Genomic DNA, 21,631 nt, shown 5'->3' on the forward strand with positions numbered 1-21,631 from the left:
CGGCCTCCGGCCGCGGAAGCGCCGCGGTGGCCGTGGCCACCGCGGCGTGGCTCCGCCGTGGTCGTCAGCGGGACCAGTCGTCGAGCACGGCCGCCACCTCGACGCGGTCCCGGACCGGATCCGGGGCCGGGCGCGGCGGTGCGGCGGGCGTCCGGCCGAAGCGCGGCGCCGGCGCAGGATGCACCTCGGCGCCGACGTCCACGAAGGTGCCGCGAGCGACATTGTGCGGATGATCGGGCGCCTCGGCGGGAGACAGCACCGGCGCGACGCACGCGTCCAGGTCGGCGAAGACCTTGGTCCACTCGGCCCGGGTGCGTTGCGCGAACCGGTCCGCGAAACGCCGCCGCAGGTCGTCGCGCCTCGCCGGATCGTCGCGGTCCGGCAGGGTGTCGTCGCCCTCGAGGCCGAGGCCGGCGAGCAGTTGCGCGTAGAAGGCCGGTTCGAGCGCGCCCACCGCCATGTAGTGGCCGTCGGCGGTGGCGTACGTGTCGTAGCAGGGCGACCCGCCGTCCAGCATGTTGGTGCCGCGCGGCCCGCGCCACTGCCCGGCGCCGACCAGACCGTGCAGGAACGCCGTGAGCAGGGCCGAACCGTCCACCATCGCGGCGTCCACGACCTGGCCCGCGCCCGAGCGTTCCCGTTCGAGCAGGGCGGCGAGCACCCCGACCGCCAGCAGCATCCCGCCGCCGGCGAAGTCGCCGAGCAGGTTCATCGGGGCGTGCGGGGGCTGGCCGGCCCGGCCCAGCGGCTCCAGGGCGCCGGACAGCGCGATGTAGTCGATGTCGTGCCCGGCCCGGTGCGCCAGCGGGCCGTCCTGGCCCCAGCCGGTTATCCGGGCGTACACCAGGCGGGGATTGTGCCGCAGGCAGACGTCGGGGCCGAAGCCCAGGCGCTCGGCGACGCCCGGCCGGTACGCCTCGACGAGCACGTCGGCGCGCCCGGCCAGCCGCAGCAGATCGGCGACTCCCGCCGGCGACTTCAGGTCGAGCGCGGTGACCCGGCGGTTGCGTTGCAGCGGACCGCCGCTGGGTGGCGCCGGCGTCGCGGCACGGGGGCCGGGCCGGTCGACGCGCACCACGTCGGCGCCGAGGTCGGCGAGCACCATGCACCCGAACGGGGCCGGCGCCAGGCTGGCCAGTTCGACCACCCGGACGCCGGCCAGCGGTCCCCGAGCGGGTGGGTTCACGACGCCGGGTGACCCGCTCCGGGCTCCACCCGCGCCTCCGGTCCCGGGAAGATCAGGGCCTCGTGCCCGCTGTCCTGCCAGTGCACCCGGTACGGCGGGGTGCCGTCCGGATGGGGCACCTCGACGATCACGCCGACGCGCCGCGGATCGCCGACGTGGATACCTTCCAGGACGAGCCGGTCGCCGACGTGTGCGTTCATCGTTCCTCCTGCGAGTGGTCGCGGCCCCGACGGGCGGGGACGGGATGGAGTCCGGTGCGTGGTGCCGGCACCGGCGGGGCGAACGAGGCCGGGATGACGACGGCGAGCGGGCATTCCGTGGTCCCGATCAGGCCGCGTGCCGTCGTGCCGACGGGATCCGCGGCTCCGGCGGCACGGCTGCGGGACGCCACGACGAGCAGGGCGGCGGCGGCGCTCAAGGCGCGCAGGGCGCACACCGGGTCGTCGTCGTGCAGGATCTCCCGTTCGGCCTCGGCGGCCACCTCCGGGGGGAGGTGGTCGTAGAGGACCGCGGACAGCAGCCGGTCGGCGTCGGACATGCGCGGGCAGCCCCGGGCGCCCGGGCGGGCGTCGCCGCGCGCTCCCCAGACGTGCACGACCCGCAGCGGAGCCGATCGCCGGCGAGCCTCGGCGGCGGCATATCGCAGGATTTGCCCGCAGTTGCCGTCATCCTCGACGGCCGCGACGACGGCCGTTCCCGTCGCGGTGGACGGTCCTATGACGACGGTGTCGCCGGGCCTGGCGGCCCGGATCAGCTCGAGTGGTGTCTCGCCCGCGTCGCCGGGCCGGGAATCGGCCGCGGAGAGCCCAGTGGTCATCGTTGACTCCTCGTGCTCGCGTCCTCACAGTATCGGCCACGGTGGGCGAACGAGTCCACTTAAGGCTGTGCTCACGGGAACGACACGCACTGTTCACTTCGACCGGCGACGATCCGCCGATGACGGTACGCACACCGGTCCTCGCCACCGCCGCCCGGGAGCTCGCGGAGGCGCTGCTCGGCGCGATGGGCGATCGTTGGCGGCACACCCGGGGTGTGGCCGAGCGCGCCGGCGACCTGGCACCCGCGCTGGGCGTCGACGCCGACGTCCTCGTCGCCGCCGCGTGGCTGCACGACATCGGGTACGCCGCGCCGACCGTCGTCACCGGCTTCCATCCCCTCGACGGCGCCGATCATCTCGTCGGGCGGGGCTGGCCGGCGGCGGTGACCGCGCGCGTCGCCCACCACTCCGGTGCCCGGTTCGTCGCCGCGGCGCGGGGCCTGGGGGAGCGGCTCGCGGCGTACCCGTACGAGGAGGGCATGCTGTCGGACGCGCTGACCTACGCCGACCAAACGGTGGGGCCGCGCGGCGAGCGGGTCACCGCCGCGAGCCGGCACGAGGAGATGCTGCGCCGGCACGGGCCCGGCTCGTGGAACGCGAGGGTCGACCACCTGCGCGGCCCCTACCTGCTGGGGGTCGCGGACCGGGTGGAGCGGTGCCTGCGTGCTCAGTCGCCGGTGAGGCGGTGGTAGGCGTACGTCCCCGCCCACAGGACCACGCCGACGAGTAGCAGGACGCCGGCCACGCGGTAGTCGCCGCCGGCGCGCCCGGACAGCGGGCTCGCGAGGTAGGCGCACACGATCGCGCCGAGCACCGGGATGGCCGTCGGCGCGTGGAAATGGCGGTGCTCGACCCGGTCGCGCCGCAGCACCAGCACCGCGACGTTGACGATCGTGAAGACGCAGAGCAGCAGCAGCGACGTCGTCCCGCCCAGCGCCGCCAGGTCGGCGAACCAGATCAGCGCGAACGCGACAAGCGTCGTGAAGACGATCCCGACCCAGGGGGTACGCCGGGAGCGGTGCACGCGGCCCAGCACGCGCGGCAGCACCCGCTCGTTGGCCATGCCGTAGAGCAGGCGGCTGGCCATCAGCATGTTGATCAGCGCGGAGTTGGCCACCGCGAACATGGTGATGAACGCGAAGACCGTCAGGGGGAACGCCGGCGCGCCCGCGGACACGACCTTGAGCAGCGGCGCCTCTCCCTCGCCCAGGTCCGCCGGGGTGACCAGGGCGACCGCCGAGATCGCCACGAGCACGTAGATCACGCCGGTGACGCAGAGCCCGGTCAGCATCACCTTGGGGAAGATCCGGACCGGGTCGCGGGTCTCCTCCGCCATGTTGACCGAGTCCTCGAAGCCGACCATGGCGAAGAACGCCAGGGCGGTCGCCGCGGTGACCGACAGGACGGCGTTCTCGCCGGCGGGCGCGTCGAAGTCGACCAGCCGCGACAGGTCGCCGTTGCCGCCGCCGAGCGCCCAGGCCCCGATGCCGATGACGATCAGCAGGCCGGTCAGCTCCACGAGGGTCAGGACGACGTTGACCTTGACGCTCTCGCCCACGCCCCGGAAGTTGATCAGGGCGATCAGGGTCATGAACGCGACCGCGACGGCGGTCAGCCCCAGTCCCTCGCCGAGCGAGACGTCGAAGGCCTCCGCGAAGTTGCCGGCGAACGCCTTCGACGCGCTGGACGCCGAGGTCAGCCCCGAACACATCACGGCGAAGGTCACCATGAACGTCAGGAAGTGCATCCCGAACGCCTTGTGCGTGTAGAGCGCGGCGCCCGCCGCCCGCGGATACTTGGTCACGAGCTCGAGATAGCTGAACGCGGTCAGCAGGGCCACCGTGAAAGCGAGCAGGAACGGCAGCCACACCGCGCCGCCGACCTCGGCCGCGACCTTGCCGGTGAGCGCGTACACGCCGGTGCCGAGGATGTCGCCGACCACGAAGAGCAGCAGCAGGCCGGGGCCGATGACCCGTTTGAGCGCCGGCTGGTCGGGGGTCGTGATCGTCTCCGGGGTGCCCGCCTCTGCCATGGCCGCGTACCTCCGGCGTGGGTCGTGTCCTGGGTGGCTCGAGCCTCGTACACATCGACGGATCTGTCGAGTGTCCCTTGTCCACGGCCGTGCCGTGCAGCAGGATCGATGCCATGCGTATCGTGCTCGCCGCGAACCCGGAGGCCGACCAGCCGTGGGTCGCCGACGCGGCCGCGGGCCTGGCCCGGCAGACCGGGGGCACGGTGGCGGTGGTGGCCGTCGACGAGGTGGAGCTCGAGCGGCTGGCGGCCGCGCCGCGCGGCGTCTACACCGAGCGTGCCGAGCACGCCGCGTCGGCGGCGGTGGAGCGCCTGACGGCGGCCGGGGTCGAGGCGACCCGCACGGTGCTGCCCGGGCGCGCGCTCGAGCGCATCCTCGCCTTCGCCGACGAGCAGGACGCCGACCTGATCATGGTCGGCTCCAGCACCCGGCCCAGGCTGGCGGAGCGCCTGCTGGGCAGCCTGCCCCTCGACCTGATCAAGAGGTCGTCGCGGCCGGTGGTGGTGGTCACCCACCCACAGTCGTCCTGACCCGGAGCGGGCGGGTGCGCCGTCAGGCGAGCGGCGGCAGGCCGAACACGTCCGCCAGGCCGGTCACCTGGATCGCCTTGCGCACCGGCTGCGACGGGTTGGTCAGCGTCAGCGTGACGCCCTCCGCGGCCGCCGAGTTGCGGGCGCTGACGAGCGCGCCCAGGGCATAGGAGTCGATGAAGGTCAGCCGGCTGACGTCGACGTGCAGATAGCGGCAACCGGTGCCGCGGGCGGCCGAGGCGAGGCTGTCGCGCACCTCGTCGGCACAGTCGAGGTCGAGGTCTCCGTCGAGCGCCGCGGCGAGCAGTCCGTCGGAGGTGACCGGCTCATATGCGACCAAGGTGTTCCTGGACATCTGTCCGAGGATAGTCGGGTTCGGGCGAACCGGCTCGGTGGGCCGGCGCCGGTCACAGTGGGTCACAGCGCGCCGCGGTCCACGAAGCTGACCGTGAGATCGTCGGGAAAGTCGTCGGGGTGCTCGACGTAGACGGCCCGACGCTCCTCGCTCCACTGCACCAGGCCGTACTCCGCGTTGGAGAGCGAGTACGTCGGGCGGCCCTTGTCGTCCTTCTCGCCGGTGGGGGTGATGACGAACAGCGTGGCCTTGGTGACCTCGCAGTCGGTGGCCGTCAGCGACCCCGGCCCGGCGGGGTCGACCCGGACGCCGAGGCACCGCTCGCCGTCCTTGTCCGGCACCACCGACTTGATCAGGTAGTCCACGCCGACGGGGTCGAGGCTGAACAGGGCGTCGTCGCCGGTGCCGGCGGACGCCCGCGCCGGACCCTTTTCCGGCAGGGCCAGGTCGCGGTCGATCTCGGCCAGGTGCAGCAGGGCGCGGCGGTTGCCGGCGAAGATGGCGCTCTCGTCGGTGCTGGGAGTGACGCTGGGTGGCGCGGGCGTTCCCATGCCGCTCGGCCGCACCGGCAACGACCCCGGCTGCCCGCGGAAGACGTCGGTCAGGGTGGCGGCGGCGACCAGCGCGGCGACGGCGAGCACCGCCAGCACCACGGAGACGACCTTTCCTCGGCGCTTTTGGCCGGCGGGAGAGGCGGGCGCCGGCTTCTCCGGCTCCGGGGCCGGTGGCGGCGGCACGGGCGGCTCAACGACCGGTCCGGGGCCGGCCAGCAGCGCGTCGAGCAGCTGGCGGGCGGTGGGCCGGTCGGCCGGATCCTTGGCCAGGGCCCGCTCGACCAGGTCGTGCAGCGCCGAGGGCAGGTCGGTGAGCAGCGGGGGCTCGGTGAGGATCCGCAGGGCGGTGGCGGCTGGGGTGTGCGCGGCGAAGGGAGTGCGACCGGACGCGGCGTGGGCGATGACGGCACCCCACGCGAAGATGTCCGCGGGGTAGCCGACGCTGTGATGGTGCGCCGGTTCGAAGCGCTCCGGCGCCATGTAGGCGATGGTGCCGATCATCTGGTCGGTGGCCGTGTGGTGGCTGGTGAGCTCCTGCGGCCGGGCGATGCCGAAGTCGATGACCTTGATGCCGCCCGGGGGCAGCAGGACGTTCGCGGGTTTGAGGTCGCGGTGGATGACGCCGGCGCCGTGGATGGCGGTCAGCGCGGTAGCGGTGCCGATGGCCAGGCTCTGCAAGGCGGCGCCCGTCAGGGGGCCCTGGTCCCTGAGGATCGTGTCCAGGCTGGGGCCGTTGACGTATTCGACGACCAGATAGGGCGGGTCGTGGCAGGGGTCGGCGTCGAGGACCTCGGCGGTGCTGAACGGGGGCACCTGCTGGGCGCGGTTGACCTCGCTGCGGAAGCGGCCACGGTATTCGGGGTCGTCGGCATGCTCCGGGCGGACCATCTTGAGCGCCACGGGTCGTCCCTCGGGTGTTTCGCCGAGGTAGACCGTGCCCATGCCGCCCTGGCCGAGGCGGGCGAGGAGCCGGTAGCGGCCGATCCGGCGAGGATCACCGGGTAGCAGCGGCCGGCTCATCAGTCCCTCATCCCACCTCTCGGGGCACAGCGCCCGGAGCACCCTACCGTTGCGGCGGGCGGTGCGTCCCGCTACGAACGGTCCGCGGTCAGCACCGCGAGGGCGGACACCAGCCGGTCGATGTCGTCGTCGCAGGTGCCGAGGCCGAAACTCACCCGCAGCAGGCTCGGGGAGCCGGCCTCGCAGGGCGCGGACGCGCTCCCGGCGGTGAGCCTGCGGGTCAGCGGGTGGGCGCAGAACTGCCCGGCGCGGACGCCGATCCCGAACTTGTCCGCGAGCTGGGTGGCCACGACCGAAGGATCACGGCCCGGCAGCGCGAGCGCCACGATGCCGACTCGTGGCGCGGCCCCGCGGAACGCGGTCACCTCGACCACGCCCGGCACCTCGGCCAGCCCGGCGCGCAACCTCGCCAGCAGCTCCTGCTCGCGCTGGTGCAGCGCCACCCGGTCGGCGCGACCGAGCGCCGCGCATACGGCGCCGAGGGCCGCCGCGCCCAGCAGATTCGGGGTGCCGCCCTCGTGGCGCGCCGGCCCGGTCGCCCAGGTCACCTCGCCCGGCTGGTCGCCGACCACCGCGCTCGCCCCGCCGCCGCTGAGGTACGGCGGCGCCGCGTCCAGCCAGTCGGACCGGCCCGCCAGCACGCCGGCACCGAACGGGGCGTAGAGCTTGTGGCCCGAGAACGCCACATAGTCGGCGTCGAGGTCGGCGAGGCCCACGGGGGAGTGCGGGGCGAGCTGGGCGGCGTCGACGGCCACCCGGGCGCCGTGCGCGTGCGCCACGGCGGCGATGCGGCGCACCGGCCAGACCTCCCCGGTGACGTTGCTGGCGCCGGTCACCGCGACCAGCGCGGGGCCCCGTACGGTCGCGAGGGCCTTCTCGACGGCGGCGACGGCCGCGTCCGGGCTCTCCGGGCAGGCCAGCCGCAGCTGCCGCGGCCAGGGCAGGAGGTTGGCGTGGTGCTCGCCGTCGAAGACGATCGTGGTGGTGTCCCGCGGCAGGGCGCGGGCGAGCAGGTTCAGCGCGTCGGTGGTGTTGCGCGTGAAGACGACGGTGTCGCCGGGTCGGGCCCCGACGAACGCGGCCACCCGGTCACGGGCGCGCTCGTAGGCCAGCGTCGAGGTCCGCGCGCGGACGCCGGTGCCGCGGTGCACGCTGCCGTACCAGGGGATCAGGTCCCGGACGGCGTCCTCGGCGGCGCGCACGCAGGGCGCTGACGCGGCGTAGTCGAGGTGGGCGAAGCGGACGCTGTCGCCGTTGGCCAGCGCCACGTTCGCGTTGGGGTCGACGACGTCCAGGTCGTGCCGCACGGTCAGGATCACGGAAACCTCCACGGGGTCGGGGACCCCGCAGGGACCCGCGCTTGCCCGCGTCGTCGTCGACGCCGGCCTGGTCCTCACCCGGGGCACCCCATCGCGGATGGAAGGGTTGCCGGCCAGCGAGCCGGGGCTTGTCGCTGGCACTCATGACCACCGCCGACCGTATCAGACATCCCCCTAGGGTGTTCTCCGGCCGATTTGGCAACTGATTGTGATAACGGAACTACGGTAAGTCCTGGCATCTGTCGGAAAAGAGCGAAAGGTACGACATGAAACTGGTCAAACGTCTGGCAGTCGGCGCCGGAGTGGCCGCCGCGGCGCTCGTGCTGAGCGCCGGACCCGCGAGTGCGGGCCACCGCCACGACCACAACGGCAACACCAATGTGGGCCTGCTGAACGGCAACAGCCTCGAGATTCCGGTGCACATCCCGATCAACTTCTGCGGCAACGGCATCGCCATCCTCGGCATCACCAGCACCAGCGCCACGTGCGTCAACGACGACTGACGACGTAGCACTGTCAACGGCGTCCGGAAGTGGGGTGGCACGCAGGATCACCCCCTCCGGGCGTCGGCTTCGGCGGAAGATCGGCTTACGGCTCAGTGATTTCGCGCACATGCCGATGGGATCAAGTGCGGCAGCTGTACGCCGCCACCCAAGTGGAGGGATGACCACGTGCGGCGGTTCTCAATCGGCACCCGGTTGTTCGGGACCTTCGCCGCTGTACTCGTGCTGCTGCTCGGCGTCGCCGCGATGGCCTTCGCCACGATCGTCGCCCAGCGGGGCTCCGCCAACGACGTCCGGCGGCTCGAGGTGGCGACGCGGCAGGCGGAGGAGATCAAGACCCACGCCGCCACGCTCAACGGCTGGCAGGCGAGTTACATCAACGACATCTACCGGCTCGGGGCCGGGCGCGCGATCGGCGGCGACTCGGTCGCCTTCAAGGCCTGGCAGCAGGAGCGCGACACCTTCAAGACGTTCCTCTCCCAGGTGGACGCGGGCGCCTTCAACGGCACCGAGAAGGCGCTGTTCGAGCAGGTCGGCGGCGAGCTCGACACCTACATCGGGGTCAACGAGAAGCTCGTCTCCGCATACAAGCCGGGCACCCAGCAGGCGCTGTTCAACGCCGACCTGATCGCGATCAACGACAGCTTCAACAGCTACTACCGGATCATGGTCCACGCGCAGAAGCTCGCCACCTCGGTGGACGCCCGCAGCGTCGCGGCCGTGCAGGCTTCCGCCGAGGAGGCCCAGCGGGCCCAGTGGGCCATCGGCGTCGCCACCGTCCTGGCCCTGCTGCTCGGCGCCGGCTCCGCGTGGGTCGTCACCCGCAGCATCGTGCGCCCGGTCGGCGCCGCCCGCGACGCGCTGCGCCGGGTGGCCGACGGCGACCTGACCGAGACGCCGAAGAGCAAGTGGCACGACGAGGTGGGCCAGATGGCCGTCGCGCTCGGGCAGGCGGTCGACTCGGTCCGCGCGATCGTCTCCGACGTCGCGGTGCAGGCCGACGCGCTCACCCGCACCTCCGCCGACCTGGACGCCGTCTCGGCGGCCTTCTCCAAGAGCGTCGGGGACACCTCGTTGCAGGCGGACCTGGTCGCCGGCGCGGCCGAGGACGTCAACCGCAACGTGGACACGATGGCCTCCGGCTCGGAGGAGATGGGCATCTCCATTCAGGAGATCTCCCGCAACGCCACCGACGCCGCCAACGTCGCTTCCGAGGCGGTCGCGGCCGCCGAGACCGCGAACGGCACCGTGGCCAACCTCGGCTCGTCGTCCTCGGCGATCGGCGACGCCGTACGGCTGATCACCAGCATCGCCGAGCAGACCAACCTGCTCGCGCTGAACGCCACCATCGAGGCGGCCCGCGCCGGTGAACTCGGCAAGGGCTTCGCGGTCGTGGCCGGTGAGGTCAAGGATCTGGCGCAGGAGAGCGCCAAGGCCGCCGAGGAGATCGACGGCCTGGTCAAGGCGATCCAGGGCGACACCGAGGCGGCGGTGGTCGCCATCGGGCACATCGGCGGGGTCATCGCCCGCATCAGCGAATACCAGATCAGCATCGCCGGGGCCGTCGAGGAGCAGACGGCCACGACCGTCGAGATGAGCCGTGGCGCCGTGGCCGCCTCGAGCGGCACGGCCAGCATCGCCGAGAACATCCGCGCGGTGGCCGCCGCGACGTCGGTCACCTCGGCGGAGGTGGCCCGCGCCCGCGAGGCCGCGGCCGAGCTGACCCGCATGTCCACCACGCTGCGCGACGCCGTCGGGCAGTTCCGGTACTGAGGGATGCAGATGCGCAGAAGGATCACCGCCGCCCTGCTGGCCGCCTCCGTCGCGACGCTGTCGGCCTGCACCGCCGCGCCGGTCACCGACAAGACCGACGCCAAGCTCATCGGACTCGGCCGGGAGGCGATCCACGTCGGCATCGCGTACGACCACGCCGGCCGTGGCGACAAGAGCTTCAACGACGCGGCCGGCCAGGGCATCGACCGGGCGAAGAAGGAACTGCTCGTCGAGGCGACCGAGGTCACCACGAAGACCGAGGACGACGCGGGCCGTACGGCGGCGCTGCGCGAGCTCGTGCAGGCGGGCAGCAATCCGGTCATCGCCGTCGGCTTCCTCTACGCCGGTGCCGTCAAGGCCGTCGCGGCGGAGCACCCCGACCGGCTGTTCGCCATCATCGACGACGACTCGGTGCAGGCGAAGAACGTGATGTCGCTGATCTTCTCCGAGGAGCAGGGCTCGTTCCTGGTCGGCGTGGCGGCCGGCCTGGCGTCCAAGAGCGGGCGGGTGGGCTTCATCGGCGGTGTGGACGTACCGGTCATCCGCAAGTTCGGGGCCGGGTATGCCGCCGGCGCGAAGAGCGTCGACTCGGGCATCCGGGTCGAGGCGCGCTACCTGACCAAGCCGCCGGACTTCAGCGGCTTCGGTTCGCCGGACAAGGGCAAGGCCGCCGCGGCGGCGATGATCGACGACGGCGCGGACGTCATCTACTCGGCGGCCGGCGGTTCGGGCCAGGGCTCGTTCGAGGCCGTCGCGACCGCGAAGGGCGTGTGGGCGATCGGCGTCGACAGCGACCAGTACGCCACGGCCGACGCCAAGGTGAAGGACCGGATCCTGACCTCGATGCTCAAGCGCGTCGACAACGGCGTCTTCCAGGAGATCCAGGCGTTCATCAAGGGCGACCGGTCCGGCGGCGTGCGGCGCTACGACCTCAAGGTCGACGGCCTCGGGTACGCGACCTCGAACCCGGCGCTCAAGAAGTACATCCCCGGCATGGAGAAGGCCCGGTTCCGCATCCTGCGCGGCGCGGAGAAGGTCCCGACGAGCTAGGTAGTGCGTAGGGCGGCGATGACGTCGTCCTGAACGTTCTCGGCGTCGACCCGGAGGGCGGCCCTCAGCGCTGTCCCGGCGTCGCGGCCGAGCACGCCGCGCAGTGCCACCGCCAGCGCCCGCAGCTCGGGCGAGGGCCGGTCGAGCCAGCGACGCACCTCGCGCCCCAACGCCGAGTCCATCGCGACCGGTTGTCCCTCCCCGCGTGCCGCCCGCGTCAGGGCCGCGTCGAGGCCGGGTGCGTCGGCGACGCCGAGAGCCGTGGCGCGCCGGCGTACCTGGCCGACCGCCACCTCCCGCGTGCGGTCCTCGCCGGCGGCCTCCGCGGCGGCGAACACGGCGGCGAACCGGCGACCGGGACGCAGCAGGTCGCCGGGGCGGGCCGGGCCGACGAACCAAGGCTCGATCCGCGCGGACAGCCGGGGCACGCCGAGCGGATCCTCGGGGATCCGCGCGCCGGTGAGCCGCTGGGCGAGGACCATGGCCTTGGCCTCGGCGTCGCGCCAGGTCTCGTCGTCCTCGCCGTCCGGCTCACGCAGCCCGATCGCCCGCATCAGGTGCCGCAGCAGGTCCGGGTCGGAGCCCCAGGTGAGCTCGGGCGACGGGTACGCCGGGTCGAACGCCACCGTGGTGGTGCCGGCCACCGCGTAGGTGAACCGCGGCGACGCCGCCTCGTCGTGCAGCACCGACAGGGCCTCCGTGCCGCGCGAGACCGCCTCCAGCAGGACATGGTCGGCCCCCTCGGCGCCGCCGGGCTCGATCACCACGCTCCACCGGCCGAGGTCGATGGCGGCGGCCGCGCCGTCGAGGTCCCGGCCGGTGCGCTCCGCGACGGTGTCCGGGTACGCGCCCAGGCGGCCCAGGGCCGCCCGCTCGTCGACGCCCTTGACGAAGGTCAGGCAGAACCGCGGGCCGAGTTCCGCCGCCCGGGCCCGGGCATACGCGAGGTCATCCACGCCGGCAGCCTAAGCCGCCGCCCCAGTTCAGTGCCGGTACGGCGCCGTGGCGCGCTCGAGGACGTCGTCGGCGGGGCAGCGACCGCGCATGACGTGGCGCTCGATGAAGGTCGCCACCGCGTCGCGCAGCTCGCGCGCGACGCCCAGCCGGGTGAGCCCCTCGTAGGCCGCCACGAAGCAGGATCGCGCGGCGGTGGCCAGCGCCGGGTCGGTGAGGGCATCGCGGGAGGCGCGTTCCCACAGGCCCGGGATGGTTCGCAACGGCTCCGTCGCGGCGAGCGCCCGCGCCGCCGCGATCGGGTCGTCCATCAGCGCGGCGGTGACCGCGACCGGGATCCGCCAGCCGGCGCCCGGCTGGCGGTCGGCCACGTCGATCTCCAGGTGCCGGCGGGCGGCGACCGGTGGCCGGAAGGTACGCAGATGGCGGGTGAGGTCGGCGGGATCCGGGCGGCCACCCGGACCGGAGCGCGTCCACTCCCGAAAGGTCCGGGAATCGCGGGCCACCGGCGCGTCCATCACCCGGGCGGCCCAGTCGGCCCGGGGATCGGCGGTGCACGGCGGCAGCCGCCGCAGGGCCTGGCGGTTGCTGCGCCAGCCGGTCGGCCGCCCGTGCCGCAGCGGGGAGTTGGCGAAGGCGGCCGCCAGCACCGGCGCCAGCGCGTGCGCCAGGAACCAGCGTCGGCGCAGGCCCAGGAGCCCGTCCTCGTCGAGGCCCGCCTCAAGAGCCACGCGGACGCCCGCCGTCGCCCAGCCGGGCGAGGCGCCCGGCGCCGCCGGGTCCACAGTGTCGGACGCCTGCTCGAGGACCGTCAGGCCGTGCCCGTCGAAAAGCGGCTGGGGCAACGCCAGGTCGTCGGTCAGGCGATCGAGCGCCGCGTCGATGCCCGGCGACGGCGGACCGCTCACCACGGCGATCCGGGGCGAGCGGGCGGTCAGGTAGCCGTGCCGCAGGCGCGGACGCTCGGTGACCAGCGAGCCCGTCAGCGAGCCGGGCAGGCCCGGCCGCGACACCAGCAGATCCACGGCCGCGCCGACGAAGCCCGGCAGCGCGGGCGCGAACGCGCTGTCGGCGATGAGTGTCTCGGCGGCACGTTCGGTGAGCGACGTCATGGTCAGGTATCCTACCTCGCCCATAGAAATTGAGGGTAGTCTGCCCTCTGTGCATCGACGGGCTTGCATCGCCCGGCCGTGGAATCGATAAGGTGGTCTATCCCCTGTGGAACTATCCGAGGACGGTCATGCGTAGACACGTCTCCCTCATCCTGACCGCGACGATGCTGGTCGGAGCCCTCTCCGCGTGCCAGGGCGGTGGTGGCGGTTCGTCGTCGGCCGCCTTCGATCCGGCGACCTGCCAGGGCGGCACCCTGTCGGTGCTCAACCAGGGCGGCATCACGCACCTCGACCCGGCCCGGCTCTACACCTCCGGCGGTGGCAACATCCCGTCGCTGCTGTTCCGCACCCTCACCACCCGCAACCGGCTGCCCGGCGAGGCCGGCACCAAGCCCGCCCCCGATCTGGCCACCGACCTGGGCACGCCCTCCGACGGCGCCCGCACCTGGACCTACCGGCTGCGCGACGACATCTTCTTCTCCGACGGCACTCCGATCCGGGCGGCCGACGTCAAGTACGGCATCGAGCGCTCGTTCGCGCCCGAGCTGCCCGGCGGCGCGCCGTACCTGCGGGACTGGCTGGCCGGCGCCACCGGCTACCAGGGGCCGTACAAGCAGCCCGAGGGGCTCAAGGCCATCGAGACACCGGACGACCGGACGATCGTCTTCCGGCTCCGCAAGCCCGAGGGCGACTTCCCCTACCTCGCCACGGCCACCCAGTTCGCGCCGGTGCCCAGGGACAAGGACAAGGGCGTCGGCTACGAGAAGCACCCGATCTCGTCCGGGCCCTACATGGTCGCCTCGTACGAGCAGAAGAAGACCCTCTCGCTGGTCCGCAACCCGCACTGGAAGCGCTCGTCGGACACCCTGCGCTACGCCTGCCCCGACAAGATCGAGGTGACCGCCGGCCTCGACGCCGCCGTCATCAACCAGCGCCTGAGCACCGGCGCCGGGCAGGACGCCAACGCCGTCACCACCGACGCGGTCGTCGGGCCCGAGCAGCTCGCCCAGCTCGGCACCGGGTCCGAACTGGACAAGCGGGTGGCCCGCGGGGAGTTCCCGTCGACCACCTACCTGGCCTTCGACACCACCCAGAAGCCGTTCGACGACGAGCGGGTGCGCCAGGCGCTGTCGTACGCGATCAACCGCACCTCGGTCGTCAACGCCCTCGGCGGCAGCGCGGTCGCCGGGCCCTCGACCACCTTCCTGCCCCCGCAGAAGGCCCTCGGCTACCAGCCCTACGACTACTTCCCGGCCGGCGACACCGGCAACCCGGCGAAGGCCAGGGAGCTGCTCGCCGCCGCCGGGCACGGCGGTCTCGCGATCGAGCTGGCCCACGAGAACGACGACGCGCAGGGTCTGGGCCCGAAGGTCGCCGCCGCCGTGCAGGAGGCGTTCAAGCAGGCCGGCGTGACCGTCACGCTCAACGCCGTCGACAGCGCGACCTACCGCGACGTCACCGGCAAGCCGTCCACCCAGCCGGCGCTGTCGCTGCAGAGCTGGGGCGCCGACTGGCCCTCCGGCGGCCCGTTCCTGATCCCGATCTTCGACGGTCGCCAGATCATCACGGCGGGCGGCAACTTCAACCTCGCCCAGTACGACGACGCGGGCGTCAACGCCGAGATCGACGCGATCAACGCGCTGACCGACCCGGCCGCCGCCGCCCCGCGCTGGGGCGCCCTGGACGCCAAGCTCGGCAAGCTCGCCCTGGTCCTCCCGCTCACCCACCCCAAGGACGTCTATCTGTACGGCAAGAACGTGAAGAACGCCGTGCCGGACGGTTGGCGGGGCACCTACGACCTGGCCCGGATCTCCGTCAAGTGATCGTCCCGCGCCGCCTGTTCGGCGACCGCGCCTTCCTCACGGGCGCGGTCGTCGCCGCGGTCATGGTGCTCGTCGCACTGACCGCACCGCTGCTGACCGCCCTGGCCGGGCAGGACCCGACCACCTTCCACAGCGAGCTGCTCGACTCGGCCCGCGGCGGCGTGCCCGTCGGCCGCTTCGGCGGGATCAGCGGCGAGCACTGGCTCGGCGTCGAGCCCGGCACCGGCCGCGACCTGTTCGCCCGGGTCGTCTACGGCGCCCGCGTCTCGCTCGGCGTCGCGGTCTCGGCGCTGCTGCTGCAACTGCTGGTCGGCGTGGGCGTGGGCGTCGCCGCGGGCCTGGGCGGGCGGTGGGCGGACGCCGCCCTGAGCCGGCTCGCCGACCTGGTTCTGGCGTTCCCCAGTCTGGTGCTCGCCATCGCCCTGCTCGCCATCGTGCCGCAGAGCTGGCCCCGACCCGCCCTGCTGGCCGTGGTCATCGCGGTGCTCGGCTGGGGCGGCACGGCGCGGATCACCCGGGGCGAGACCCTGTCGCTCAAGACCCGCGACTATGTGGCCGCCGCGCGGGTCTCGGGTGCGGGGCCGCTGCGGGTCGCACGCCGGGAGATTCTGCCCGGCCTGGCCGCGCCCGTGCTCGCGTACGCGGCCCTGGTGCTGCCCGCCAACATGATCGCCGAGGCCGGGCTGTCGTTCCTCGGCGTCGGGGTGCGGCCGCCGACCCCGTCGTGGGGGCAGATGCTCTCCAGCGCCACGACGTGGTTTCGCGCCGACCCGGCGTACGTGTGGATCCCGGGCGGTCTGCTCTTTCTCACCTTGCTGGCGTTCGTCCTGGTCGCCGACGGGGTCCGCCGGGTCCTCGACCCCCGCCAGAGCGAGCTGCTGCGATGATCGGCTATCTGCTGCGCCGTGTCGGCGGTGCGCTGCTCGTCCTCTTCGGACTCTCGATCGTCGTCTACGGGCTGTTCTACCTCGCGCCGCAGGACCCCGCCGTGCTCACCTGCGGCAAGGGCTGCACCCCGGAGCGCCTCGCCGAGGTCCGCGCCGCGATGGGGCTCGACCGGTCGGTGGTCACCCAGTACGGCGAGTTCCTCCGCGGCCTCGTGCTCGGCCGTGACTATCCGGCCGGCCCGGACGTCCGGCACTGCCCGGCGCCCTGTCTCGGCTACTCCTTCGAGACCGACCAGCCGGTCACCGCGCTGCTCGCCGACCGGTTGCCGGTCTCGGCGTCGCTGGCGCTGGGCGCGGAGATCCTGTCGCTCGCGGTCGGCATCGGCGCCGGGCTGCTCTCCGGGCTGCGCCGCTTCCGCCTCCTCGACCGCCTCGTCAACGGTCTGGTGCTCGCCGGTTACGCCCTCCCGGTCTTCCTCGTGGGGCTGTTCCTGCTCATGCTCTTCTGCGTCCAGCTCCAGTGGCTGCCCTTCCCGACCTATGTGCCGTTGCGCACCGACCCGGTCGCCTGGGCCCAGAACCTGCTGCTGCCGTGGATCGCCCTGGCCGTGATCCAGTCCGCCGCGTACGCCCGGCTCACCCGCGCCGGGGTCCGGCAGACGCTCGCGGAGGACCATGTGCGCACGGCCCGCGCGTACGGCTTCACCGAGCGCCGCATCGTGTTCCGCCGGGCGCTGCGCGGCGCCCTGGTGCCGCTGGTGACCCTCACCGCCGTCGACGTGGCCGCCATCATGGCCAGCGCCGTGCTCACCGAGACCATGTTCGGCCTGCCCGGCGTCGGCCAGCTCCTCGTCGGCGCGGTCAATCAGATCGACCTGCCGGTCGTCGTCGGGGTCACCCTGCTCACCGGCTTCCTCGTCGTGGTGGCCAACGCCGTCGCCGACCTTCTGTACGCCGCCGTCGACCCGAGAGTGCAGCTGCGATGACCCTGCTGTCGGTGCGCGACCTGCGCGTCAGCTTCGGCGAGACCCGGGCGGTCGACGGCCTCTCCTTCGACCTGGCCGCGGGCGGCGCGCTGGGCCTCGTCGGCGAGTCCGGCTCCGGCAAGAGCGCCACCGCCCTGGCCCTGCTCGGCCTGCACCACGATGCCACGCTCAGCGGGCAGGTCGACTTCGACGGCACCGAGCTCACCACCGCCACCGAGCACCGGCTGCGCGCGATCCGCGGTGCCGGGATCGCCATGGTGTTCCAGGAACCCCTCACCGCGCTCAGTCCCTTCCACACCGTCGGGGACCAGATCGCCGAGGTCTACCGGCTGCACACCGGCGCCACCCGGCGGGCCGCCCGGGACCGCGCGGTCGAGGTGCTCGGCCGGGTCCACATCCCGGATCCGGCGCGGCGGGCGGGCGCCTACCCGCACCAGTTCTCCGGCGGCATGCGCCAACGCGCGCTGATCGCCATGGCCCTGGCCTGCCGTCCCCGGTTGATCGTCGCCGACGAGCCGACCACCGCCCTCGACGTGACCGTGCAGGCGCAGATCCTCGACCTGCTCGACGAGGTCCGCACCACGACCGGCGCGGCCCTGCTGCTGATCAGCCACGACCTGGGCGTGGTGGCGGGGGCCACGGAATCGGTCGTGGTCATGCGCGACGGCGTCGCGGTCGAGGAGGGGCCCACCGCCACCGTGCTGACGACGCCGCGGGCCGCGTACACGAAGGATCTGCTCGCGGCCGTGCCCCGGCCGACACCGCCGCGGCGGATCGACGGCGAGCCGTTGCTGCGGTTGCGCGGCGTCCACAAGCACTTCCCGCCGCCGCGCCGCCGGTCCCTGCGGCGCACCGAGAAGGTGCGGGCCGTCCACGACGTCACCCTCGACGTCCGGGAGGGCGAGTCCCTCGGCGTCGTCGGCGAGAGCGGCACCGGCAAGACCACGCTCGCCCGGATGATGGTGGGCCTGATCCGCCCCAGCAGCGGCACGGTCACCTTCGCCGGCACGGACGTCGCCCGTCGGCGTGGCCGCTCGGTGCAGATGGTCTTCCAGGATCCGATGTCCTCGCTCAATCCCCGCCGCACGGTGGGTGAGAGCATCGCCGATCCGCTGCGCCTGCTTGGCGAGCCGGCACCCCGGACCCGGGTCGAGGACCTGCTGGTCCGCGTCGGTCTCACCCCGGCCGCGTACGACCGCTATCCGCATCAGCTCTCCGGCGGCATGCGCCAGCGCGTCGGCATCGCCCGCGCGCTGGCGCCGAATCCCCGGCTGATCGTCTGCGACGAGCCCGTGTCGTCCCTGGACGTCACCACCCAGGCCCAGGTACTGGCACTGCTCTCCGACGTCCGGCGCGAGTTCGGACTGACCCTGGTCTTCGTGTCGCACGACCTCGCCGTCGTGCGCCAGGTCTGTGACCGGGTGGCGGTGCTGCACTCCGGCACGGTCGTGGAGCTGGGAGAGGTCGCGGAGGTGTACGAGCGGCCGCAGCATCCGTACACCCGGGAATTGCTCGCGGCCGTGCCGGTCGCCGACCCGGAAGAGGCCCGCCGGCGCCGCGAGCAGCGTCGAGCCCTCGCCGCGCAACGCTCCTAGAATGGCGATCATGACCGCTTGGTACGAGTCGCACCTCGATCGCAAGATCCGCGAGGCCCAGGAGCAGGGGCAGTTCGACGACCTGCCCGGGGCCGGCAAACCGCTGAGCGATCACGGTCGCGAGTACGACGAGGACTGGTGGGTCAAGGACTGGCTGCGCCGCGAGGGTGCCACCGCCGGCGCGTTACCGCCCACGCTGGCGGTGCGCCGGGAGGCCGAGGACCTTCGGGAGACGGTCGACCGGCGCACCTCGGAGGAGGACGTGCGCCGCTACGTGGCGGATCTCAACGAGCAGCTGCGCAAGGCGCGGGCCGGGCTCCTCGACGGCCCGCCGGTGCTGCTGCCGCCGCTGGATGCCGACGAGGTTGTCCGCGGCTGGCGTGAGCGGCGCCCGCCCGGCACCTGAGGTGCCGTGACGGGCGGTCAGGACTTCTCGGTCAGCTTCAGCGGGTCGGCGGTGAGGGTGTCGCACCGGACGAAGGCCACCTGGATCTTCACGTCGGTGAACCACAGGATCGGCAGGGTCAGCGGCGGCGGCTGGTCCGGGGTGAAGGTGACGGGGATCAGGCCGAACAGCTTGCCCTGGAACTTCGGGGTGTAGAACTTGACGTTGCCCTCGGTGGTGAGCTTGTCGCTGTTGATGACTGTGGCGGCGCCGGTCTGCTCGGGGACGGTCAGCTGGAACGGCTTGGTCACCGACTTCTTCATGCTGAACTTGAGGGCCTTGACGCTGCCCTCGGCGGTGGCCAGGTCGATGACGCCGTCGTAGGTCGAGTTGTACATCGTCAGCGACTTGCCCTCGAGAACGCCGCCCCTGAGGGACACCGCCGGCACGTCGTCCGGTCCGGCGACCTTGAAGACGCGGGGGCCCAGGCAGGGAATGTCCGGCAGGCTCGGCGTCGGCGAGGCGGTCGCGGAGGCCGAGCCCGACGGCGAGCCGCTGGGGTCCTTGCTGTCCGTGGTTTCCGGGGCCGGCTTGTCGATGGGGGGGACGGCGGGACCGGACGGATCGACCGGGGCGGACGGCGGTGCGCTGGGCTCGGTGCTCGTCGAGGGCTCCGCTGCCTCCTCCGCCGTCTCCTTCCGCTGCTCCGCCTCGTCCTTCGCGGCCTCGTCGTCGCGGATGTCGAGAAGGTCGCCGACGCCGTCGACCAGGCCGTTCCAGCCGTCGACGATGACGTTGCCGCTGCCCCCGTCGCCCTCCTCGGCCTCGTCCGCCTTCGCGGGCGAGCTCTTGCCGGCCGTCGAGGACGGCGCGGCACTGCGGCGGGCCGCCTGGGAAGACGTGGACTTGGTGGTGGCCTTCGCCTTCGTCTTCGAGGCGGACGCCGAGGCGGACGACTGCCGTGCGGCCTCCTTCTTGGCGGCCGCGGCCGGACGCGACGGCATTCCCTCCGGGCACTCGTCGTCCGCGCGGGCCGGGGACCGGCCGCCGGCGACGACGATGGCGCCCACCATCAGCGGCACCAGCGTGATCGCGAGTGCCTTGCGGTGGATCCCGCCGAACGGCTGCGGCGGCTGGGCCGGCCCGCCGTCGCCCTCCTGGAAGCCCGGCACGATCCCGCTCTGGCCGTGTCCGTTGTGGCCGTTGTGGTTCGCGGGACGCAGCACCGCGGTCTCGTCCGGGTCCGGCGATCCGTCGTGCGGCGACTGCCCGGCATAGGGCGCCTGGGGCTCGGTCCGCTCGCCGTCGTCCGGGTCCGCGGGGTCGACGGCCTCGTCCACGTCGGCCGGGATCGCGACGTCGGGCTGCGGCCGCTGCGGGGTCCACGCCAGCACGAGGGCGCCGCCGAGGATGCCGAGGAACATGCCGATGAAGAAGCCGCCGAGGTTCAGGCCGATCAGCGAGTAGACCGCGGTCAACAGCCCCAGGATGCCGTAGAAGATCCGCTGGCCCGGCGTGAACCAGGTCAGCAGCCCGCAGAGCACCAGCAGCAGGGGCAGCAGATAGGACAGGAAGCCTTCCGGCCCGAAGTGGACCTGCATGTCGCCCAGCGTCAGATTGGCACTGAGGAACAGCTCCACGCCGGAAAGCACAAGCAGCTTCCCGCCCCAGTATGGCCGGGTGCGCCGCCAGTGGCGGTAGCCGCCTCCGGCCGAGGTCCTTGGTGTTGCCACGTACTCCTCCAGTCAGGTGGTGCTCAGCCGCCCCCGGCATGGGTGAGGCCCGCGGACGGTGCGCGCCGCGGGCCTCGGGTCGTGCGTCAGAAACACTCCGCCGGCGGCTTGCCGTTCGACGGCAGGTTGACCTTCATGTTGAGCCCGGTCAGGGTGAACGTGCCCGCCGTGGTGGACACGGCCGTCTGCTGCAGGCCGGTGATGGTGACGTGCTCGGCCTCCTGGCCGAACTCGCCCGGCTTGCCGTGCGCGTTCTTGCCGCCCTGCTTCAGCTTGCTGGCGTCCTTGCCGATGTCGATGTTCGTGAACACCGCGTCGCCGCTGAGCTCGGTGACACCGATCAGCAGGTCGGTGGCCTTGGCCGGCTTCTTGTCGTCGCGACCGGCCCGGATGGTGAGGACGACGGGCAGGCCCGGCGTCTTCACCGACTGGCACAGGTTGAACAGCTCGGCGGTGGCGATACCCGAGACCGCGACGGGGATCGGCTTGCCGTCGATCGTGTCGTCGTGGCCGCCGTACTGCGCGAAGCCGTAGCCCTCGAGCCGGTCAGCGGAGATCTTGAACGGCTGACCTGAGACGGTGAACGAGGCGGCGAACGCCCCGTTAGCCAGCCCGAAAACCAAGGCACCTACGGCTGCGGTGGGCACCGCCGCCGCGACGGCGAAACGGCGCCAGCTGGTGCGACCGTAAGCCGGATCGCCTTGCGCATCCTTCACGGATCCTCCTCGTACACAATGGGAACGGTCCAGCCGCGATGCGGTCCGCGTCGCGGTCGACCCCAGCCGGCTCCGGATTTGAGACCCGTCAATGTGGCCGTCTGAACGTGGGGGGAATGTTGCCTCTACCGGGTGACAGAGAACAAGAGGCTCCGCTACCCACCGGTAACGTGCCCGACACAAAATCGGTTACGGACGGTAACCGTCTGGCCGGCTCGGCGCCGGTAGATGTGTCGATACTGGACACAAGGGTCGGCAAAGTCACATGTGACCGTCACCACACGTACGCAAACATCAAAGG

Annotated in this window: 21 protein-coding genes and 1 riboswitch; of the genes, 10 read left to right on the forward strand and 11 right to left on the reverse strand. The window is 72.8% G+C overall.

Features of this window, described 5'->3' with window-relative positions; translation table 11 throughout:
- Positions 1–64: 64 nt before the first annotated feature.
- The 3 genes from AB0M36_RS13320 to AB0M36_RS13330 are packed head-to-tail and all read right to left on the reverse strand — an operon-like array spanning position 65 to position 2,003.
- Complete coding sequence (locus AB0M36_RS13320) at positions 65–1,186, reverse strand: CaiB/BaiF CoA-transferase family protein (protein WP_364156178.1); 1,122 nt, start codon at positions 1,184–1,186, stop codon at positions 65–67.
- On the reverse strand, positions 1,183–1,386 hold the full coding sequence (locus tag AB0M36_RS13325) for a DUF1918 domain-containing protein (protein ID WP_364156181.1): 204 nt from the start codon (positions 1,384–1,386) through the stop codon (positions 1,183–1,185). The genes AB0M36_RS13320 and AB0M36_RS13325 overlap by 4 nt, the downstream gene beginning before the upstream one ends.
- On the reverse strand, positions 1,383–2,003 hold the full coding sequence (locus AB0M36_RS13330) for a universal stress protein (protein WP_364156183.1): 621 nt from the start codon (positions 2,001–2,003) through the stop codon (positions 1,383–1,385). The genes AB0M36_RS13325 and AB0M36_RS13330 overlap by 4 nt, the downstream gene beginning before the upstream one ends.
- A gap of 119 nt (positions 2,004–2,122) precedes the next feature.
- Between AB0M36_RS13330 and AB0M36_RS13335 the strand changes: the two genes are divergently transcribed.
- Positions 2,123–2,695 (forward strand): HD domain-containing protein, encoded by a 573-nt coding sequence (locus AB0M36_RS13335; protein ID WP_364156185.1) that lies wholly within the window; start codon positions 2,123–2,125, stop codon positions 2,693–2,695.
- Here AB0M36_RS13335 and AB0M36_RS13340 read toward each other — a convergent pair.
- Positions 2,671–4,035: an APC family permease gene (locus AB0M36_RS13340; protein ID WP_364156187.1), complete on the reverse strand. Its 1,365-nt coding sequence runs from the start codon at positions 4,033–4,035 to the stop codon at positions 2,671–2,673. The two genes, AB0M36_RS13335 and AB0M36_RS13340, sit on opposite strands and share 25 nt — an antisense overlap.
- A 113-nt stretch (positions 4,036–4,148) precedes the next feature.
- On the opposite strand from AB0M36_RS13340, the gene AB0M36_RS13345 reads away from it, so the two are divergent.
- The gene (locus tag AB0M36_RS13345; RefSeq protein WP_364156189.1) at positions 4,149–4,565 is read left to right on the forward strand and encodes a universal stress protein; all 417 of its coding nucleotides are present in this window, start codon (positions 4,149–4,151) and stop codon (positions 4,563–4,565) included.
- A 22-nt stretch (positions 4,566–4,587) separates the two neighbouring features.
- Here the strand turns inward: AB0M36_RS13345 and AB0M36_RS13350 are convergent, their stop codons facing one another.
- The 3 genes from AB0M36_RS13350 to AB0M36_RS13360 all read right to left on the reverse strand — a co-directional run bounded on the left by AB0M36_RS13350 (position 4,588) and on the right by AB0M36_RS13360 (position 7,762).
- Complete coding sequence (locus AB0M36_RS13350; RefSeq protein WP_364156191.1) at positions 4,588–4,920, reverse strand: STAS domain-containing protein; 333 nt, start codon at positions 4,918–4,920, stop codon at positions 4,588–4,590.
- A 62-nt stretch (positions 4,921–4,982) separates the two neighbouring features.
- Positions 4,983–6,494 (reverse strand): serine/threonine-protein kinase, encoded by a 1,512-nt coding sequence (locus tag AB0M36_RS13355; RefSeq protein WP_364156193.1) that lies wholly within the window; start codon positions 6,492–6,494, stop codon positions 4,983–4,985.
- A gap of 71 nt (positions 6,495–6,565) precedes the next feature.
- The gene (locus AB0M36_RS13360; RefSeq protein WP_364156627.1) at positions 6,566–7,762 is read right to left on the reverse strand and encodes an aminotransferase class V-fold PLP-dependent enzyme; all 1,197 of its coding nucleotides are present in this window, start codon (positions 7,760–7,762) and stop codon (positions 6,566–6,568) included.
- 83 nt (positions 7,763–7,845) lie between these two features.
- A riboswitch (SAM riboswitch) is annotated at positions 7,846–7,962 on the reverse strand.
- Between the two features lie 117 nt (positions 7,963–8,079).
- Here AB0M36_RS13360 and AB0M36_RS13365 point away from each other — a divergent pair.
- From AB0M36_RS13365 to AB0M36_RS13375, 3 genes are all read left to right on the forward strand, one after another.
- Positions 8,080–8,316 carry a chaplin gene (locus tag AB0M36_RS13365; protein WP_364156195.1) on the forward strand — a complete coding sequence of 79 codons (237 nt, stop codon included), beginning with the start codon at positions 8,080–8,082 and terminating at the stop codon, positions 8,314–8,316.
- A gap of 168 nt (positions 8,317–8,484) precedes the next feature.
- Positions 8,485–10,089, forward strand: a complete 1,605-nt coding sequence (locus AB0M36_RS13370; protein WP_364156198.1) for a methyl-accepting chemotaxis protein — start codon at positions 8,485–8,487, stop codon at positions 10,087–10,089.
- A gap of 9 nt (positions 10,090–10,098) precedes the next feature.
- Entirely contained in the window at positions 10,099–11,139 is a 1,041-nt protein-coding gene (locus tag AB0M36_RS13375; protein WP_364156201.1) for a BMP family ABC transporter substrate-binding protein, read from the forward strand.
- Here AB0M36_RS13375 and AB0M36_RS13380 read toward each other — a convergent pair.
- A complete protein-coding gene (locus AB0M36_RS13380) occupies positions 11,136–12,095 on the reverse strand; it encodes a DUF6461 domain-containing protein (protein WP_364156203.1) in 960 nt (319 codons plus the stop codon). The two genes, AB0M36_RS13375 and AB0M36_RS13380, sit on opposite strands and share 4 nt — an antisense overlap.
- A 27-nt stretch (positions 12,096–12,122) precedes the next feature.
- Complete coding sequence (locus AB0M36_RS13385; protein ID WP_364156206.1) at positions 12,123–13,229, reverse strand: glutamate-cysteine ligase family protein; 1,107 nt, start codon at positions 13,227–13,229, stop codon at positions 12,123–12,125.
- A 104-nt stretch (positions 13,230–13,333) separates the two neighbouring features.
- Here AB0M36_RS13385 and AB0M36_RS13390 point away from each other — a divergent pair, with 104 nt between their 5' ends.
- From AB0M36_RS13390 to AB0M36_RS13410, 5 genes are read left to right on the forward strand one after another with little or no spacing between them, the layout of a single operon-like run.
- Positions 13,334–15,028, forward strand: coding sequence for an ABC transporter substrate-binding protein (locus AB0M36_RS13390; RefSeq protein WP_364156209.1), 1,695 nt, complete (start codon positions 13,334–13,336; stop codon positions 15,026–15,028).
- Positions 15,025–15,915, forward strand: a complete 891-nt coding sequence (locus AB0M36_RS13395) for an ABC transporter permease (protein WP_364156212.1) — start codon at positions 15,025–15,027, stop codon at positions 15,913–15,915. Before AB0M36_RS13390 ends, AB0M36_RS13395 begins: the two co-directional genes overlap by 4 nt.
- On the forward strand, positions 15,912–16,901 hold the full coding sequence (locus tag AB0M36_RS13400) for an ABC transporter permease (protein WP_364156214.1): 990 nt from the start codon (positions 15,912–15,914) through the stop codon (positions 16,899–16,901). The genes AB0M36_RS13395 and AB0M36_RS13400 overlap by 4 nt, the downstream gene beginning before the upstream one ends.
- On the forward strand, positions 16,898–18,496 hold the full coding sequence (locus AB0M36_RS13405) for an ABC transporter ATP-binding protein (RefSeq protein ID WP_364156217.1): 1,599 nt from the start codon (positions 16,898–16,900) through the stop codon (positions 18,494–18,496). Before AB0M36_RS13400 ends, AB0M36_RS13405 begins: the two co-directional genes overlap by 4 nt.
- 10 nt (positions 18,497–18,506) lie before the next feature.
- Positions 18,507–18,902: a DUF1992 domain-containing protein gene (locus AB0M36_RS13410; RefSeq protein WP_364156220.1), complete on the forward strand. Its 396-nt coding sequence runs from the start codon at positions 18,507–18,509 to the stop codon at positions 18,900–18,902.
- A 17-nt stretch (positions 18,903–18,919) separates the two neighbouring features.
- On the opposite strand, the gene AB0M36_RS13415 is transcribed toward AB0M36_RS13410, so the two are convergent.
- The gene (locus AB0M36_RS13415; protein ID WP_364156222.1) at positions 18,920–20,614 is read right to left on the reverse strand and encodes a DUF6114 domain-containing protein; all 1,695 of its coding nucleotides are present in this window, start codon (positions 20,612–20,614) and stop codon (positions 18,920–18,922) included.
- Between the two features lie 86 nt (positions 20,615–20,700).
- Positions 20,701–21,330 (reverse strand): DUF6230 family protein, encoded by a 630-nt coding sequence (locus AB0M36_RS13420; protein WP_364156224.1) that lies wholly within the window; start codon positions 21,328–21,330, stop codon positions 20,701–20,703.
- Positions 21,331–21,631: the final 301 nt, after the last annotated feature.

The organism is Actinoplanes sp. NPDC051346 (genome assembly GCF_040682215.1).
In the GTDB taxonomy this organism is placed as follows: domain Bacteria; phylum Actinomycetota; class Actinomycetes; order Mycobacteriales; family Micromonosporaceae; genus Actinoplanes.